This window comes from Desulfovibrio piger, from assembly GCF_951793255.1.
Taxonomy (GTDB): Bacteria; Desulfobacterota; Desulfovibrionia; order Desulfovibrionales; family Desulfovibrionaceae; genus Desulfovibrio.
The window spans coordinates 2,118,869-2,135,120 of record NZ_OX636706.1 but is presented as its reverse complement, the minus strand read 5'-3'; the positions used below and the strand labels follow the sequence as shown (position 1 = coordinate 2,135,120).

General features: G+C 62.9%; 11 protein-coding genes, 2 tRNA genes and 1 pseudogene. 3 read left to right on the top strand and 11 right to left on the bottom strand.

The window, feature by feature from the left end:
- Window positions 1–67: 67 nt before the first annotated feature.
- From Q4I12_RS09465 to Q4I12_RS09455, 3 genes and pseudogenes are all read right to left on the bottom strand, one after another.
- The gene (locus Q4I12_RS09465; RefSeq protein ID WP_302261413.1) at window positions 68–1,786 is read right to left on the bottom strand and encodes an FAD-dependent oxidoreductase; all 1,719 of its coding nucleotides are present in this window, start codon (window positions 1,784–1,786) and stop codon (window positions 68–70) included.
- 15 nt (window positions 1,787–1,801) lie between these two features.
- The gene (locus Q4I12_RS09460; protein WP_302261412.1) at window positions 1,802–3,010 is read right to left on the bottom strand and encodes an FAD-dependent oxidoreductase; all 1,209 of its coding nucleotides are present in this window, start codon (window positions 3,008–3,010) and stop codon (window positions 1,802–1,804) included.
- A gap of 152 nt (window positions 3,011–3,162) precedes the next feature.
- Window positions 3,163–3,441, bottom strand: a pseudogene (locus tag Q4I12_RS09455) (4Fe-4S dicluster domain-containing protein); the annotation flags it as partial.
- Window positions 3,442–3,654: 213 nt separating this feature from the next.
- Here Q4I12_RS09455 and Q4I12_RS09450 point away from each other — a divergent pair.
- Window positions 3,655–6,696, top strand: coding sequence for a sigma-54 interaction domain-containing protein (locus Q4I12_RS09450; protein ID WP_302261411.1), 3,042 nt, complete (start codon window positions 3,655–3,657; stop codon window positions 6,694–6,696).
- Between the two features lie 106 nt (window positions 6,697–6,802).
- Here the strand turns inward: Q4I12_RS09450 and Q4I12_RS09445 are convergent, their stop codons facing one another.
- The 6 genes from Q4I12_RS09445 to Q4I12_RS09420 form a co-directional block, all read right to left on the bottom strand.
- A complete protein-coding gene (locus tag Q4I12_RS09445) occupies window positions 6,803–8,311 on the bottom strand; it encodes a tripartite tricarboxylate transporter permease (RefSeq protein ID WP_204625264.1) in 1,509 nt (502 codons plus the stop codon).
- 10 nt (window positions 8,312–8,321) lie between these two features.
- Window positions 8,322–8,771 carry a tripartite tricarboxylate transporter TctB family protein gene (locus Q4I12_RS09440; protein WP_168935008.1) on the bottom strand — a complete coding sequence of 150 codons (450 nt, stop codon included), beginning with the start codon at window positions 8,769–8,771 and terminating at the stop codon, window positions 8,322–8,324.
- Window positions 8,772–8,834: 63 nt separating this feature from the next.
- Window positions 8,835–9,788, bottom strand: a complete 954-nt coding sequence (locus Q4I12_RS09435; RefSeq protein ID WP_278338372.1) for a Bug family tripartite tricarboxylate transporter substrate binding protein — start codon at window positions 9,786–9,788, stop codon at window positions 8,835–8,837.
- A 430-nt stretch (window positions 9,789–10,218) separates the two neighbouring features.
- A tRNA-Met gene (locus Q4I12_RS09430) sits at window positions 10,219–10,295 on the bottom strand.
- Between the two features lie 384 nt (window positions 10,296–10,679).
- Window positions 10,680–10,756, bottom strand: a tRNA-Met gene (locus Q4I12_RS09425).
- Window positions 10,757–10,850: 94 nt separating this feature from the next.
- Entirely contained in the window at window positions 10,851–11,645 is a 795-nt protein-coding gene (locus tag Q4I12_RS09420) for an undecaprenyl-diphosphate phosphatase (protein WP_006004607.1), read from the bottom strand.
- Between the two features lie 80 nt (window positions 11,646–11,725).
- On the opposite strand from Q4I12_RS09420, the gene Q4I12_RS09415 reads away from it, so the two are divergent.
- Window positions 11,726–11,920 carry a hypothetical protein gene (locus tag Q4I12_RS09415; RefSeq protein WP_168935744.1) on the top strand — a complete coding sequence of 65 codons (195 nt, stop codon included), beginning with the start codon at window positions 11,726–11,728 and terminating at the stop codon, window positions 11,918–11,920.
- A gap of 410 nt (window positions 11,921–12,330) precedes the next feature.
- Here Q4I12_RS09415 and metG read toward each other — a convergent pair whose 3' ends face one another.
- Both metG and Q4I12_RS09405 read right to left on the bottom strand, forming a co-directional pair.
- Window positions 12,331–14,295, bottom strand: coding sequence for a methionine--tRNA ligase (gene metG, locus Q4I12_RS09410; RefSeq protein ID WP_302261410.1), 1,965 nt, complete (start codon window positions 14,293–14,295; stop codon window positions 12,331–12,333).
- 12 nt (window positions 14,296–14,307) lie between these two features.
- Window positions 14,308–15,390, bottom strand: coding sequence for a PSP1 domain-containing protein (locus Q4I12_RS09405; protein WP_168935746.1), 1,083 nt, complete (start codon window positions 15,388–15,390; stop codon window positions 14,308–14,310).
- A 299-nt stretch (window positions 15,391–15,689) separates the two neighbouring features.
- On the opposite strand from Q4I12_RS09405, the gene Q4I12_RS09400 reads away from it, so the two are divergent.
- Complete coding sequence (locus Q4I12_RS09400; RefSeq protein ID WP_168935747.1) at window positions 15,690–16,238, top strand: HDIG domain-containing metalloprotein; 549 nt, start codon at window positions 15,690–15,692, stop codon at window positions 16,236–16,238.
- Window positions 16,239–16,252 lie beyond the last annotated feature (14 nt).

The window sequence follows — 16,252 nt, the reverse complement described above, 5'->3', positions numbered from 1 at the left end:
TCACAGAAGGAACCGCTCACGGCTCATGCCGCAAGGGATGGCACCGGCCAGTCACCGGGCCGTCGGCCTAGTCCGCACGCGGAGGTTCGGGCCAGGTGAAGTTGTCCATGTAATAGCGGTACGGCTTCACGGGATAGTCATCCAGGGGCACGGGCACGGTGTGCAGCTCATGCCGTCCGTCCACCTGCCGCTGTTCGATCCACTTGAGCCAGTTGGTATTGTCACGCTGGGGGTAATCCTCGCGGTAATGACCGGCACGGGATTCCTTGCGGGCCAGGGCCGCGGTCAGGCACAGATCCGTCAGCAGCACGGTGGAGGTCGCTTCAAAGAGCTTGGCCAGCTCGTGGGCATCGCGGGCCCCCAGCTCGGGCAGGAACTCTTCCCGCACTTCGGCCACACGATCAAGGCCACGGCTCAGGCCGCGCCCCGTCTTCATCAGGGCCACGTCGGGCGCGCTCATGACTTCGCGCATGTCGGCGATGACGTCCTTGGGCGCGATGCCGTCACGTCCCAGATAACGCAGGATGCCGTTCAGGCGGTCAGCGGCATAGGCCTTGTCGAAGGGGACGGCGTCATGGCCTTCCACGAAACGGGCCGCGGCCTCACCGGCGGAATAACCCGTGGTGGCCGTGATGCAGGTGGCCCAGCCGCCCATGTAGACACCGGGGTCGGGGTTGCGGGCCAGACCGGCGGCGTACAGGCCCTTGATGGCCGTGGCGCCGTCCAGATCGGCCACGATGCCGCCGTAGGTATGGCGCACCTGCGGCATCCACTCCAGCTTCTGGGCGAAAAAGTCCATGCCCATGGCCCGCAGCTTCTTGTCGTTAAGGCCCATCCATCCCGCACGCGGGCGCATGGTCTCCACGTCTTCGGCCGACATCTTGCTGCAGTCGAAAAGGATGGGGCCGTTACCGGCGCGCACTTCGCAGATCATGCCGCGCGTATTGTAATGCGGGTCGGCCTTGGCGCCGAACTTGGGGGAATACTTGAGCATGAAGTCTTCGCCCTTGTTGTTGAGGAAGCGGGCCCCCTTGGGCAACAGACCGGTCTGTCCCTCCCAGGCAAAATCCACCGGCACGTTCCAGACCTTCCAGAACTCGAAGTTGCGCATGGCGCAGCCGGCGTTCCAGGCGATGCTCACGCCTTCGCTGGCAGGGGTGTTCTGATGGTAGGAAGGCTTCCAGCCGCCGGTATTGGTGGCCAGCAGCACGGCACGGGCCCGGATGTAGACGGGCTTGCCGCTCTGGGCGTGGAAGCCCACGGCACCGGTGACGCGCTCGCCGTCGGTGATGACGTCGGTGATGACCACACGGCCCAGACGGCGCACGCCGCGCTTTTCGCACTCCCGCTTGAGCAGGCGGGCCTTGTCGATGCCGCCCATGCCGTAGGGATGGTAGTAATAGAAGCGCATGTAATCCAGCGCACGCTGGGGGATGAAGCACAGCTCGCCCTTGTCGTTGCGGACGAACTTGTGGCCCCAGTTCTCAAAATCCATGAAGCGGTCATAGGACTGGGTCAGGATCTGCCCCAGCAGCTTCTGGTCGGCCAGGCCATCGTAGTAATAGACCAGATCGTCCAGCAGGTCATCAAGGTTCATGTCGGGCTGCTTGACGATCATGTCGCCGCCCGAAAGGCCGCCAAGGCCGCCCCAGTCACGGGGGCCCTTGTCCACCACCAGCACGTCGTCAAGAAAATCCTTGGCGCGCATGGCCGCCCACATGCCACTGAAACCACACCCGACCACGAGCAGGTCCGTCGTGTATTCGTATCCTCTGGGTTCTTTCATGATGTCCTCCGGCAGTTAGCTCTTTACGACGTCAACCTGATCAAGGGTCCGGGCAAACCGTTCCTTGAACGGATGCACGAAGATGGCCCCGGAAGGACAACGCAGCTCACAGGTGAAACAGGTCATACAGTCGTCATTGTAGGCGATACGCGAACGGCTGCCGCAGGTCATGCAGCGCAGGGCTTCGGCAAAGCAGGCTTCCATATCGAGGGGGCGCACGTTCTCCGCCATGGGATCCTGCGGATCGGCGGGCACACGGCCGCGCTCATGGCGGGGCTCCTGGCCGATGCCCTGGCCGGGCAGGCGGTCCTCGGGAACCTGGGGACGTTTGCGGCCGCGCTCGCCCTGGATGTCGGCCCCTTTGAGCATGCGGTCGATGGAGATGGCGCACTCACGGCCACCGGCGATGGCCGCCACCACAGAGGCCGGGCCCGTGGCCGCGTCACCGGCGGCGAACACGCCCCACTGGCTGGTGGCCAGGGTGATGTCCTCCACCACGATGCGGCCGCGTTCCACGTTCACATCACCGGCGAAACCGTCCAGTTCCGAGACCTGGCCGATGGCGAAGATAACGTGCGACGCGGCCAGGCGCAGGGTGGACGAAGTGTCGAAACGGGGGGCGAAGCGGCCTTCCTCGTCCTTGAGGCTGGTGCAGGCATGCAGTTCCAGGCCCACCAGACGGCCATCTTCCTGCAGCAGGCGGGCCGGCCCGAAGCCGCAATGGAACTCGATCCCTTCGTCTTCGGCATCCTTCTGGTTGTGGGGATAGGCGGGCATCTCTTCCCGGCTTTCCAGGCAGGCCATGTGGACTCGGGCGGCACCGAGACGACGGGCCGTGATGGCCGCGTCCACGGCCACGTCACCGCCGCCCACGACCACCACGTCACTGCTGATGACAGGCTTTTCATCGCTGCGGCAGGCGCTCAGGAAATCCAGCCCCCAGTGCACGCCGGGCAGATCGCTGCCTTCCAGTTCCAGACGGCGGCTGGCGGAGGTACCGGGGGCCAGCATGATGGCCTTGTAGCCGCGGCGCTTCAGTTCGGCCAGGCTGACGTCCGCGCCCTTGCCCACACGAGTATTGCAGCAGAAACGCACGCCGATCTCTTCAAGACGGCGGACCTGGGTGGCCACCACGTCATCGGGCAGACGGTAGGCGGGGATGCCGTAACGCAGCATGCCGCCGGGGAACGGACGGGCTTCGAAGACCGTGACAGGATAACCCATGAGGGCAGGAACCAGGCGCAGGAAAGACCGGCCGGACCGGAACCCACCACGGCCACCTTGCTGATGTGACGGCGCACGGGCTTTTCCAGCGGCATCTGCGCGGCCCAGTCGCCGAGCACATGCTCCACGGCATTGATATTGACAGCGCTGTCCACACGGGCACGGGCGCATGCGGATTCACAGGGATGGAAGCAGACACGGCCGGTGATGGCCGGGAACGGCTGGACAGCCAGATAATTGCGCGCGGCTTCGTCCAGGTTGCCCTGCTGGATCAGATAATGGTTGCCGCGAATATCCACACCCGCAGGACAGGCCGCCATGCACGGGGATATCTGCTCCTGTGCTGTCTCAAGGCGAAATACGTCAAGCGGGCAGGTTTTCGTGCAGCTGCCGCAACCGGTACAGGCTGCGGGATCGATACTTTGAATCATAACCGCTCCTTTGCATGGGATGTGCAGCACGGGGCTGCCCCTGAATTTTCCCTTTTATTAGCAAGGAGCGTACCAAAATATATTTTATTGTTTTTACTGAATATTTTTTACAATAGATCTTAACTTGTGATTTTTTGTGCTTAAAAAATACATTTTTGTATCTTGTATTCCGAAAAAAGGACAGGTAGCCTGCGTGGTGGAGGGGCCCGAGCTATGTACAGAAACGACTGGTACCGACATCACGACTGCGGGAATTTCCTGCATGCCCTGCTGGGGGAATGCTGGCAGCCCGATCTGCTGATACAGCTGGGGGGCCTGCCCCCGGAAACGGCAGCAACGGCTTTCTGTCCTGCTGCGTCTCCGCAGCCGGACTTCGTTCCCCTGAAAGACCTGCTGGACGCATACCCTGCCGCCGGGACGATATTCCGCCGGTTGCCGGAGCCGGATGGCCTGCCCCCGATCCTTGCCCTGCTGGGGCAGGAACGCGAGCTCGAAGCGCTGGAGGCCCTGCTGGCCCTCTGCCTGCGCCGCATCGACAGCCTGCGGCCCGGGGTCATCAAGGGGCTGCTGCTCTGCCTGTCGGAACGTCTGCTCCGCCTGCCCCTGTCTTCCGCTGATGCCGTGCGCCCCTATCTCCGGCTCTGCCGGGAACTCCATATGACCATCACCTGTTCGGGCAACTTCATCCCGAAACTTCCCGCCCTCTGCTTCCGGGCCAGGGCACAGGCCTTCCGCATCGCCGACAGGGAAGAGATGGCGCTCTTCGACCTGCTGATCGGGACGCTCAATGTCTGCAACACCCCGCGGCACAACGATCCGCGCCTGCATGCCATCATGCTGCGCGGCCGCCGCCAGCTGGAATCCCTGCGCAAGCCCGACCTGTTCGAGACCGCGGCCCCCTACCTGGGCATCCTTGCCTTCCTGGAAGGGGATTACGATCAGGCCATGAGCATCTTTACCCGCGTCAGCCGCAAGCTGCGTGCCCAGGAACGCCACCTGTTCGAACTTTTCTATGTCCGCCACTGGAGTTTTGCCGCGGCCAACCGCGGCGACTTCGATCTGGCGGCCAGCCTGCTGCTCTCCCGCCTGCGCCAGTCGTCCATCCGTAACGACATGTCCCTGACCCGCAGCCTCCGCAGCCAGCTGGCCTCCCTGTACCTGCGGACAGGAAAAAGCGACAAGGCCCTGGAGCAGCTGGATATCGCTCTTTCCGACATCACGGAGCAGACGGACATCACGAGCATGGTCACCACGGTGCACCATCTGGCCTGCTACCACATGCGGGAAGGCCACGCCGACGCTGCCTACCATGTGTTGCAGAACGTCTTGCACAAGGCGGCCCAGCGCGGTTTCCAGCGTCCCACCTATCTGAACGGCATGGTGCTCGAACTGCTCGAGGCCCTCCATGACCGGGGCTTTCCTCCCCTGCCCTGCTATGATTTTCCCCAGGAGCTGCAACGCTGCCTCAACGGTCCCAACCGACTGCTGCGGGGCGTGGCCCTGCGCCTGCACGGCAAGCAGCTGGCCGCGGCGGGACAGACGGCCCAGGCCATCGAGGCCTGCCGCCACAGCATCACCCTGCTGGACGCCCTGCATGACGCGCTGGAAGCAGGCAAGAGCCGCCTGCTGCTGGCCCAGCTGCTGCTGCCGGAAGATGAAGGCAAGGCCCGCCTGCTGCTCCATGAAGCCTGGGCGGTCTACCCTTACCTGAAGCATCACTTCTGGCCGGAATCCCTGCTCCCGCTCATTCCCCGCTACCTGCGGGAAGGCCAGGACCAGGCCGTCTCCGAGCGTTCCCTGCTGGCGGCCTATCGTGAGCATTTTGCCCCGCAGCGGCTGCGGACCTCGTTCGAATCCTTCCTGCCCATCCTCCTGACGGAATCCGCCCAGATCCTGGGAGCGGAGCACAGCTGCCTCTTCTTGCAATCCCATCCTTCGGCACCTCTGCGCCAGCTGGCAAGCCAGGACAGCTCCGCCGTCGGGCCGGAGCTCTCCATCCCCTCCACCCTGGACGAGATCGCAGGCATCGTGGCCGAAGGCTCCCCGCTCCTGCTGGACAATCTGGGCGGCGGCAGCGGTGCCCGTGTCATCCTGGCGGGCATCCCCGTGGACTGCCGCCCCTACGGCATCTATGTCCTGTGTCACATGGGGTCGTTCCGGGAAGAGATCCGCCCCATGCTCAGTGAGGATCTTCTGCGGGACATCGGCAGGATCCTGGCCTGGTCCTGCACCACGGTCCTGGAGACGGAACAGAGCGTGCTGCGCAATGCCCCCCTGCCGGAAGGCCATCAGGAACTGGTCTGCGCTTCGCCGGAGATGCGGCGTTTTCTTGAAGACATAGATACCGTGGCCGGAACGGATGCCTCCATCCTGCTCAACGGGGAATCCGGAGTAGGCAAGGAGATGCTGGCCCGCCGCATCCACGAAAAAAGCGGTCGCAGCGGGCGGCTTGTCACCATCAACATGGCCAGCCTTCAGGACGACCTGTTCGAGAGCGAATTCTTCGGCCATGAAAAAGGCTCGTTCACCGGCGCCATCAGCAGCAAGATCGGTCTGGTGGAGCTGGCGGAAAACGGCACGCTTTTCCTCGACGAACTGACGGAAGCCAGCCCGCGGGTCCAGGCCAAGCTTTTGCGGGTCCTGCAGGAGCGGTCGTTCCTGCGGGTGGGCGGGACGCATCCCATCAACATCAATTTCCGCCTCGTGGCGGCATCCAACCGCCATATGAAGGAGGCCGTGCGCCAGGGCAGGTTCCGGGCGGACCTCTATTACCGGGTCGCCGTCATCTACCTGAAGATCCCGCCCCTCCGGGAACGACGGCAGGACATCCTGCCGCTGGCCCGTTATTATCTGCATTACTTCGCCAACCGTCATGCCCGCCCCTGCGTGCAGGATTTTTCCGACGAGAACCGCCGGCTGCTGGAACAATGGCCCTGGCCGGGCAATATCCGGGAACTGCGCAACGTGGTGGAACAGTCCGTGATCCTGAGCGGCGGCCGCACCTTGTTCTTCCACGAGAACATCCTGGACGACGATCCTCCGGCCGTACCGCAGGAAGCGCCTTCTGCCGTACCGCCCGCCATACCGGCGCGGCTCTCCTCTCTGGAAGAGATGGAAAAAGCCCATATCGCGGCTGTCCTGGAGCATACGGCCTGGCGCATCGACGGCAAGGGCGGCGCGCTCACCATCCTCAAGATCAGCCGCTCCGCCCTGTACGCCAAGATCCGCAAGTACGGGCTCAGCCGCAACGCCTGAGCCTTCCCCCCCTGCAAAAAAGGCCGGCAGACACCTTTCGGTATCTGCCGGCCTTCATCGTCAGCATGTCGCCACCACGGCTTCACAGCCGGGAAGCATCCGTCCGCTAGCTTTCGGCGCTTTCGCGCATACGGCGCTCCATGCGCTCCATGAGCAGGGGCGACAGCACGCCCAGCACGCACAAAGCGATCAGGATCCAGCACAGGGACGTGGAGAAGAGGATGGACGGGTCCCCGTCGCTGATGAGCAGCGAGCGGCGCAGGCCGCGTTCGCCGATGGGGCCGAGGATCAGGCCCAGCACGATGGCGGCGGCATTGAAGTCGAACTTGCGCGCCAGATAGCCGATGACACCAAAGATGAGCATGATGGCCACTTCCACCACGTTGTTATGGATGGCGTAGGAACCGACCACGCACAGCAGGAAGATGGACGGGATGAGGATGGCATCGGACAGGCGGGAGATCTGGGCAAAGCCCTTGCAGCCCAGCATGCCCACGCCCAGCATGAAGAACTGCACCAGCACGAAACCGGCAAAGAAGGTGTAGGTCATGCCGGCATAGGTGGTGAACAGCTCCGGTCCGGGCTGCAGGCCGTGGATGATGAGGCCGCCCATGAGCACGGCGGTCACGGACTCGCCGGGGATGCCCAGGGTCAGGGTGGGGATGAGCGAGCCGCCGGTCACGGCGTTGTTGGCCGCCTCGGAACCCGCCACGCCTTCGATGGAGCCCTTGCCGAATTCATCCTTGTGCTTGGAGAAGCGGCGGGCCTCGTTATAGCCCATGAAGCAGGCGATGGAGGCACCCGCACCGGGCAGGATGCCCACGATGTTGCCGATGAGCCACGACCGGATGATGGTGGGCGTGATGCGCTTGTATTCCGCCTTGCTCAGGCCGAAACGGTCGGTCATGGCCGAAGCCTTGGGCCGCTGCACGATGCGCTTTTCCGCCAGGATGAGCACCTGCGACATGGAGAACAGGCCGATGAGGGCGCAGGTGGTGTTGACGCCATTATAGAGGGTCGTCTGCCCGAACATGAAACGCGGCACCCCTTCCATGGGGTCCATGCCGATGGTGGAGATGAGCAGGCCGATGCCGCCGGAGATGAGGCCCTTGAGGATGGACTTGGACGATACGCCCGCGATGATGGTCAGGCCGAAGAGCGAGAGCCAGAAATATTCCGGGCTCTTGAACTTCATGGCCAGCTGCGCCAGCAGCGGGGAGAAGAAGTACAGCGAAATGCAGCTCAGAAGACCGCCGCAGAAGGAAGCGAAGCAGGCTGTGAACAGGGCCTTGGCCGCCTTGCCGCGCAGGGTGAGCTGATAGCCTTCGATGGCGGTGGCCGCCGAAGCGGGCGTGCCGGGCGTATGGATGAGGATGGCGCTGATGGAGCCGCCGAAGATGGCACCGCAGTAGATGCCGCCCAGCACGATCAGGCCCGTGGCCGGATCCATGCCGAAGGTGACGGGCAGCAGCAGGGCCACGCCCATGGCGGCGGAAAGGCCGGGCAGGCAGCCGATGGTGATGCCCACGATGGTGGACGCCAGCATGGCCAGCAGATTGATGGGCGAGATGGCATGCATGAAGCCTGCAGCCATGAGAGCCAGAGTATCCGTCATGACGATCCCCTTACTTGAACAGCAGGCCCACAGGCAGCGGGACCTTGAGGAAAAGCGTGAACACCGCGTAGATGAGCGCGGCCATGACCACTACCGTCAGCACGATATGCCAGCGCGGGACACGCAAAAAGGCCAGCGTGCCCACAAGATAGCAGATACTGGCGATATAAAAGCCCGCCACATGCATGAGCAGCATGTAGCCCACGCAGCCCAGGCAGATGAAGGCGAACTGCTTCCACTGGAAGCCCGCGAACAGATCGGGCAGATCATTGTGGATGCCCGCCTGGCGGCGCAGCTGCCACAGGCAGCGCACCAGATAGCAGGTATTCAGGATCAGCAGGCCGGCGATGAGGCAGAGGGGATAGGTCTGCGCGTCCGGCGGCAGTTCCAGGGTCATGTACAGAAAAAAGAGCGTGAAGGCATACACCAGTGCCGTCACGCCGATATCGGATCGTTTCATACGGACCGCCTGAATGGAAAACGGCGGGAAAGGTCGCCCTTCCCCGCCGGGACATGACAGAGATTACTTCTTGTACAGCTTGGAGACCACGTCGCGGCAGAAGATCTCCTGCGCGGCGATGAGTTCGGCCAGCTGCTTGTTGTCCTTGAAATCAAGGCTCATGCCGGCCTTCTGGTGAGCCTCGATGCAGGCGGGATCCTGCATGGTCTTGCGGAAGGCTTCCACATAGAAGTCCACGATCTCCTGCGGGGTGCCCTTGGGCAGCACCAGCGCACGGGCGGAACCGTACCATTCCTTGTAATAGCCCAGCTCGCCCAGGGTGGGCACGTCGGGGTATTCGGGCAGACGGGCGGTGTTGAACACGCCCAGGATGCGCAGTTCGGGCTTGTCACCGCTGCACAGGGCGGCCACGTCGGCCACCTTGGCGCAGGAGAAGTGCACTTCGCCCTGGCGCAGGGCCAGCAGCTGGTCGGCGGTACCGCCGTAGGGGATGGCCTTGTAATCGAAGCCGGCGGAAGTGGCCAGCAGCTGGGCGGCGGTATGGTTGGAAGCTTCCACACCGTTGGTGGAGCAGCGCAGGTTGCCCTTGGCCTTACAGGCATCCACCAGTTCCTTGAGGCTCTTCCAGGGGCTGTTGGCGCGCACGACCACCACGCCGGTCTCGCTCAGCTGGTTGCAGACGGGCACCACGTCGCTGACGGCGAAGGTGGAGCCGGGCTGCACGGCCAGGGTGGTGAAGGTGGGCAGGTTGATGAAGCCGATGGTGCGGCCGTCGGGCTTGGAGTTGACCAGCTCGGTCCAGCCGATCTTGCCGTCGCCGCCGGGCAGGTTGTTGATGATCAGGGTCTTGCCCACATACTTCTCGGCCTGAGAAGCCAGCAGGCGCGCACCGGTATCCGTGCCGGAACCGGCCTTGTAAGCCACGATGACGGTCACATCGCCGTCAGGGGTCCACGCAGAAGCTGCCAGCGGCATGGCCAGCAGGGCCATGACCAGGAAAGCAAGGATCTTTTTCATGTTTCCTCCTCAAAAGATCTGTCGAACTGTGGCGCTTTGGTGACATTTTGGTGACAAGCGTCCGTTTTCCCTTACCGCCTTGCCCGGCGTCAAGGAATGCCTCTTTTTTGCGGGATTTGCCCGGATATGGCTCAAAATCCTCCCGGGATGCTCAGGGATGGAGGGGCCTTTGCAGGGAGCCCCCCTGTCTTCCGGCTAGGGCCCATAAGCCTTGCCTGTGCGGGCTGCCCATCCCTGTTTCCGATCCGGGCCAGAACAGCCGCATGCGGATATCCTTACCGGCAACATCCTACGCTCCGGATGCCGGGAGGTGCAAAAAATGAATAACTCCCGCAGAGCGGAGGATGCTGCATTTCGCACCGCAGTGTTCACAGATACAGCCATAACAAAAAAAGCGGTCCGGGACAGACCCGAACCGCTTGTGAATTTCTGGTAGCAAGGGAGGGATTTGAACCCCCGACACTGCGGGTATGAACCGCATGCTCTGACCAACTGAGCTACCTTGCCATAAGGCTTTGTGGATTTTCCACAACGCAGAGATGCATCTACAGAACTTGCTCTCCTTTGGCAAGCTTTTTCTGTATTTTCTCCCGGCAAGGAGAAAAACTCCCGCAAAAGGCCCGGCCTGAAGGATCTAGGCCGTGGCTGTTTCTCCTGGCGAAATGGCCCTGGAGACTTCCCATCCCGGGACCGCAGCAATCCCCGAACAATGGCCGTATGCGGACGTCCTCCAGCAGGCGATCCCGGCCGGGACATCCCCTCACCCGTCGCCCTGCCCTTCCATGAAGGACCGGCAGGACGCGCCGGGCGCTGTCCCGCATCTCGGGACACGCGGCAAAAAAGTCCATAACAAAAGAAGCCCGGAAAATTTCCGGGCTTCCTGTCATATTCTGGTAGCAAGGGAGGGATTTGAACCCCCGACACTGCGGGTATGAACCGCATGCTCTGACCAACTGAGCTACCTTGCCGTGATAGCGTTTCGTGTCCCCCTCAACGCAGGGATGTATCTACAGAAGTTGCTCCCCTTTGGCAAGCATTTTTTGGGGATTTTCCCAATTTTTTTTAATGCACCATGAAATACCAGATAAAGGGAGCCAGCAGCAGGCGGTACACGGCAAAGGGCACCAGGGTCATATGACCCACCAGCCTCACGAAGGCCTTGACCGCGATCAGGGCGGAAATAAAGGAGCCGATCATGCCCACGGCAAAGAAGGGGATGTCCGCCGCGGTGAACAGATGCAGGCTCTTGAGCAGGTCAAAGCCCGTGGCCGCCACCATGATGGGCACGGCGGCGATGAACGAATATTCGGCCGCCAGCGGACGGCGGGCCCCCAGGATCATGCCGCCCATGATGGTGGCCGCCGAACGGGAAAAGCCGGGGAACAGGGCCAGGCACTGGAAGCAGCCGATGCCGAAGGCCAGGCCGGGCGTCATGTCGTCCAGGGTCTCATAACGGGGATGGAACTGGCGGCGCTCCACAAAGATCATCAGCAGGGCGCCGATGACGAAGGGGATCAGCACCATGCTCGGCGTGAACAGGCTCTTGATCTGGGAGTGCAGCAGCAGGCCCAGCACACAGGCGGGCACGCAGGTGAGGAAGAGCATCCAGATGCCGCGCAGACCGGCAAAGGGCACGCCCTGTTGCGGCCGCAGCAGGCCCCAGAAGCGTCCCCAGTAGAGGACGACCACCGCCATGATGGCGCCCAGCTGGATGACCACCTGGAAGGTGGCAGCTTTTTCACCGCTGAAATTGAGCAGATCGCCCACCAGCACCAGATGGCCCGAGGACGAGACCGGCAGGTATTCCGTCAGCCCTTCCACGATGCTGAGGATGAACGCAACCCACAAATTATCCATATATGCCGTCCTTTGGATCCGAAGACCCGTTGTTTCCCGAAACGGACTCGGCTAGAGTGATCCACAAAAAGGAGAACTCCATGGCCACCATCATGCCCGCTTCGGAACTGGTACGGCGAGCCGCCGCCTGGCTGGCGGAACAGCGCGCCCTGTATCCCGAAAAATCCCTGGCCGCCCTTCTGGACGAAGCCGGGATGCGCTTCAACCTCAACCCGCTGGACGCGGCGGCACTGGGCCGCCTGTTCGATCCCGCGACGCAGGAAAAAAACGACTAGCCTTCCCGGACAGCGGCCGGAGCCCGCACAGGGGGCATGCCGTCCTCTCCGGGACCCCGGTCCCACAGGGGGCGCGCTTCCCGGATGGCAGCAGTCCATCCCCGGCTGCCGCCCCGGTCGCAGCGCCCGCGGCCAGCCTATAGACGGAAATGCCGGGCATTGCAATCCCCGTCGTGCGCATCATGCCGCGAGGTATGAAAAAAGGGAAGGCGGCCTGATGGTCGTACTCCCCTTGTTCCAGTCTCCCCCATCCCTTGCGGGCGGGGGAGTTTTTTGTCTCTGCCCGGAGGCTCCCCGCTGCTCTCCCCCGCTCCCTCTGAGGGGCGCCGAAAAAGGAAGAGGTAGGGGGAAGGGAGGCCTCCTTGCCGCCGGCAAAAAGCCCTCCCCGCCCTTGTCGAGAATCATTTATCCTAGGCGATCTGGCTGCCGTTGGGCACAGGCGCGGCGGGCGTCAGGACGGAGAGCTTGCCGTCCTTTTCCGCGGTCAGCACCATGCCGTTGGACATGAGGCCACGGATCTTGCGCGGCGCCAGGTTGAGCACGGCGATGACCTGCTTGCCCACCAGCTCCTCGGGTTTGTAGTAGTCGGCCAGGCCGGACAGGATCTGGCGCGGCTGGCCTTCGTCAAAGTCGATCTCCAGACGCAGGATGCGGTCGGCATTGGGATGCTTTTCCGCCACGACCACGGTCCCGGCGCGCATCTCCACGGCCTTGAACTGGTCGAAGCTGATCTCACCGCTCTGGCCTTCGGCGGCAGGAGCGACCTTGGGGGCTTCCTGCTTCTTTTCCTTCTTGGCCTTGGGGGCCTTTTCGGCCGGAGCTTCCTGCTGCAGGGCCTTGACGTCGATGCGCGGGAAAAGGTTGGAGCTGGCCGCCACTTCGGTGCCGGGCTGCAGACCGTCAAAGTTGCCGGCCTCGGCTTCCAGCGAGGTGGTCACAGGGCCTTCGCCGGGCTGCTGGCCCAGCTGCTCCAGCAGGGTGCGGGAGGCATCGGGCATGACGGCCCACAGACACAGGGCCACCTTGCGCATGGCCGACAGCAGCACGTACATGACCGTGCCCAGACGCGTGGTGTCGCCCTGCTTGAACAGGGTCCACGGCGCCTGCGAATCCACGTATTTGTTGAGCGCGCGCACCAGATCCCACAGGGAATCCAGGCCCTGGGCGAACTGGGTGTTGCCGAACAGCTGGATGTAATTGGTCATGGCCGTGGCGCACAGCTCGACGATGGCCTTGTCGTCTTCGCTGAATTCGCCGGGCTGGGGCACCTTGCTCTCAAAATACTTGGCCGTCATGGACAGCACGCGGCTGAACAGGTTGCCCAGGTCGTTGGCCAGGTCGGCGTTGATGCGGGTCACCATGCCTTCTTCGCTGAAGGAGGCATCGGAACCGAAATGCATCTCGCGCAGCAGGAAATAGCGGAAGGCGTCCAGACCGTACTTCTGGCGCATCTCCAGCGGTTCCACCACGTTGCCCAGGGATTTGGACATCTTGGTATCGCGCACCAGCCAGTAACCGTGCACGTTCAGGTGCTGGTACACGGGCAGGCCCGCGGCCTTGAGCATGGTGGGCCAGAACACGGCATGGGGCTTGAGGATGTCCTTGGCCACCAGATGTTCGCCGGGCCAGAAGGTCTTGTACTTTTCACCGTCGGGCCAGCCCAGGGCGCTGATGTAGTTCAGCAGGGCGTCGAACCACACATAGCAGACGTAATCCTTGTCGAAGGGCAGTTCGATGCCCCAGGTCAGGCGGGACTTGGGACGGGAGATGCACAGATCTTCCAGCGCGCCCGATTCCAGCATGGACAGCACTTCGTTGCGGTAGCGCTCGGGGCGGATGAAGTCGGGATGGCTCTCGATGTATTCCCGCAGCCAGGGCAGGTACTTGGACATGCGGAAGAAGTAGTTCTTCTCGCTGATGAATTCAGGCTTGGTCAGATGCTGGGGGCACAGGCCGTTCTCCAGCTCCTTTTCCGTATAGAAGCGTTCGCAGCCGTAGCAGTAGTGGCCGCCGAACTCGCCGAAATAGATGTCGCCGGCATCATAGACCTGCTGCAGGAAGCGCTGCACGCGGGCCTTGTGATCTTCGTCGGTGGTACGCACGAAGGCGTCGTTCTCGATGCCCAGATGCGGCCACAGCTGCTGGAACAGGCCGCTGATGCCGTCCACGAATTCCTTGGGGGAGACGCCCTGCTTTTCGGCGGCCTTGACGATCTTGTCACCGTGCTCGTCCGTACCGGTCAGGAACATGGTGTTGTCGCCCAGGGTCTTGTGGAAGCGCGACAGGGAGTCGGCCACGATGGTGGTATAGGCATGTCCCAGATGGGGCTTGGCATTCACATAGTAAATGGGGGTGGTGATATAAAAGTTCTTCACGTCTGACTCCGTTTATTCGGCGGCACCGTCCTGCCGTTGCTGCGACTTGCGGCGACGGCGGCGGCGACTTTTGCTGTTCTCTGCGGGGGCGGCCTCGGCCTGCGGCTGGGCCTGCTGCGGCTGGACTTCCGGCCCGGCGGTCAGGGGCGCATCGGGCGGCAGCACATCGGCGAACAGGTTGGGATCGTCCACGTTCTCCGGCGTGACGGAGACCACCAGCAGGCCATCCCCCTGTGCCGCCTTCTGGGGCTGCTGCGCCTGTTTAGGCTGGGCATTGTTGGGATGGGGCTCGGGACGATGCGGATCCAGGGCCTGCCATTCTTCCAGCGTCAGTTCCTGTTCTTCGTTGTTCTCGTTGAGCACGGACAGCGAATTGCGGAACATGTTGGCCCGCAGCACCTTCATAGTGCCCTGCGTGGTCTGGTATTTCTTGCCCAGACGCGGGCAATTGTGGTGGAAGCGGTCGTAGTTCTCCTGCTCGTAGGAAAGGCAGCAGAGCAGACGGCCGCAGATGCCCGAGATCTTGGCGGGGTTGAGGAACAGGTTCTGCTCCTTGGCCATGCGGATGGTCACGGGAGCGAACTTGCGCAGGTACCGGCGGCAGCAGCAGACCATGCCGCAGTTGCCCACGGCCCCCACCATCTGGGTCTCGTGGCGCACCCCTATCTGGCGCAGTTCGATACGGGCGCGGTATTCGCGCACCAGATCCTTGACCAGCTCGCGAAAGTCGATGCGGGCCGGCGCCGTGAAATAGAAAATGAGCTTGCTGCGGTCAAAAAAGACCTCAACGTCCACGAGCTTCATGTCCAGGCGGCGGTCACGGATGCACTGGCGGCAGAACTCCGTGGCCTCGCGGGCCAGTTTCTCGTTGGTGCGGCCCTCGGCCAGGTCTTCTTCCGTGGCCCGGCGCTCGATGGGCGTCAGGCTCTCCGGCTCCACACCGGCCACATAATCATAGGGACCGGAGACCACCTGCGCCAGGGCCTGCCCCTGATCGGCCGCGATCAGCACATGATCGCCCACGGCCAGATCGGCAGGGCCCGTATGGTACAGGGTCTGTCCCAAAGCGCGAAAGCGCAAACCGTATATTGGCATAGTTCCCAATCTTTGTTGCGGGGATTATCTGAATCCCTTTACATCGGGCATATCCGGGCCGCTGTCAACAGGCAGCCCCCGCGCCCGCCACAGGCCGGCAAAAGCCTTTCCCTTCCTGCTCCGTCCATCAAGCCCCTGCCCTGCCGCTGTCCGGCAGTATCCATAATATAAGGAAGAGCCTCAACGGAACGGCATCACTCGCCCTCTTTTCCCCGTCATGCTTCCTTCCCTGGATAGCGGGGCTTTCCCTTGCTATGCAGTTCTGCCTGTTTTAGAATCACGGCAAGGAGAATACCATCATGATCTCACGAGACGAAGCGCTGGCCCTGCTGGCGGAGAACCATGTCCAGGCGGGCCTGCTGCAACACTCCATTGCTTCCGAGGCCGTCATGCGGGCCCTGGCCCGTGAATTTGGTGAAGATGAAGAACTGTGGGGCCTGACCGGCCTGCTGCACGATGTGGACTATCCCGCCACGGAAGCCACACCGGAAAAGCACGGTCTGGAAGGCGCCCGCCTGCTGGAAGGCAAACTGCCCGAAGAGGCCCTGACCGCCATCCGCGCCCACAACGGCGAGATGACCGGCTGTGCGCCCCAGACCCGTTTCGACTTCGCCCTGCGCTGCGGCGAGACCATCACCGGCCTTATCAGCGCCGCCGCCCTGATGCGGCCCACGGGCTATGAAGGCATGGAAGTCAAGAGCATCAAGAAAAAGATGAAGGACAAGGCCTTTGCCGCCAGCGTCTGCCGCGACAACATCCGCCAGTGCGAACAGGCGGGCCTGCCGCTGGATGCCTTCCTGGCCCTTTCCATCGCCGCCATGCGCGACTGCTTTTCGCAGCCTGCCTGAACCGAGCATCCCAC

Coding starts and splice junctions, on each gene's coding strand:
- Q4I12_RS09465 (WP_302261413.1), bottom strand. CDS start 1,786: ATGAAAGAACCCAGAGGATACGAATACACGACGGACCTGCTCGTGGTC.
- Q4I12_RS09460 (WP_302261412.1), bottom strand. CDS start 3,010: ATGGGTTATCCTGTCACGGTCTTCGAAGCCCGTCCGTTCCCCGGCGGC.
- Q4I12_RS09450 (WP_302261411.1), top strand. CDS start 3,655: ATGTACAGAAACGACTGGTACCGACATCACGACTGCGGGAATTTCCTG.
- Q4I12_RS09445 (WP_204625264.1), bottom strand. CDS start 8,311: ATGACGGATACTCTGGCTCTCATGGCTGCAGGCTTCATGCATGCCATC.
- Q4I12_RS09440 (WP_168935008.1), bottom strand. CDS start 8,771: ATGAAACGATCCGATATCGGCGTGACGGCACTGGTGTATGCCTTCACG.
- Q4I12_RS09435 (WP_278338372.1), bottom strand. CDS start 9,788: ATGAAAAAGATCCTTGCTTTCCTGGTCATGGCCCTGCTGGCCATGCCG.
- Q4I12_RS09420 (WP_006004607.1), bottom strand. CDS start 11,645: ATGGATAATTTGTGGGTTGCGTTCATCCTCAGCATCGTGGAAGGGCTG.
- Q4I12_RS09415 (WP_168935744.1), top strand. CDS start 11,726: ATGGCCACCATCATGCCCGCTTCGGAACTGGTACGGCGAGCCGCCGCC.
- Q4I12_RS09405 (WP_168935746.1), bottom strand. CDS start 15,390: ATGCCAATATACGGTTTGCGCTTTCGCGCTTTGGGACAGACCCTGTAC.
- Q4I12_RS09400 (WP_168935747.1), top strand. CDS start 15,690: ATGATCTCACGAGACGAAGCGCTGGCCCTGCTGGCGGAGAACCATGTC.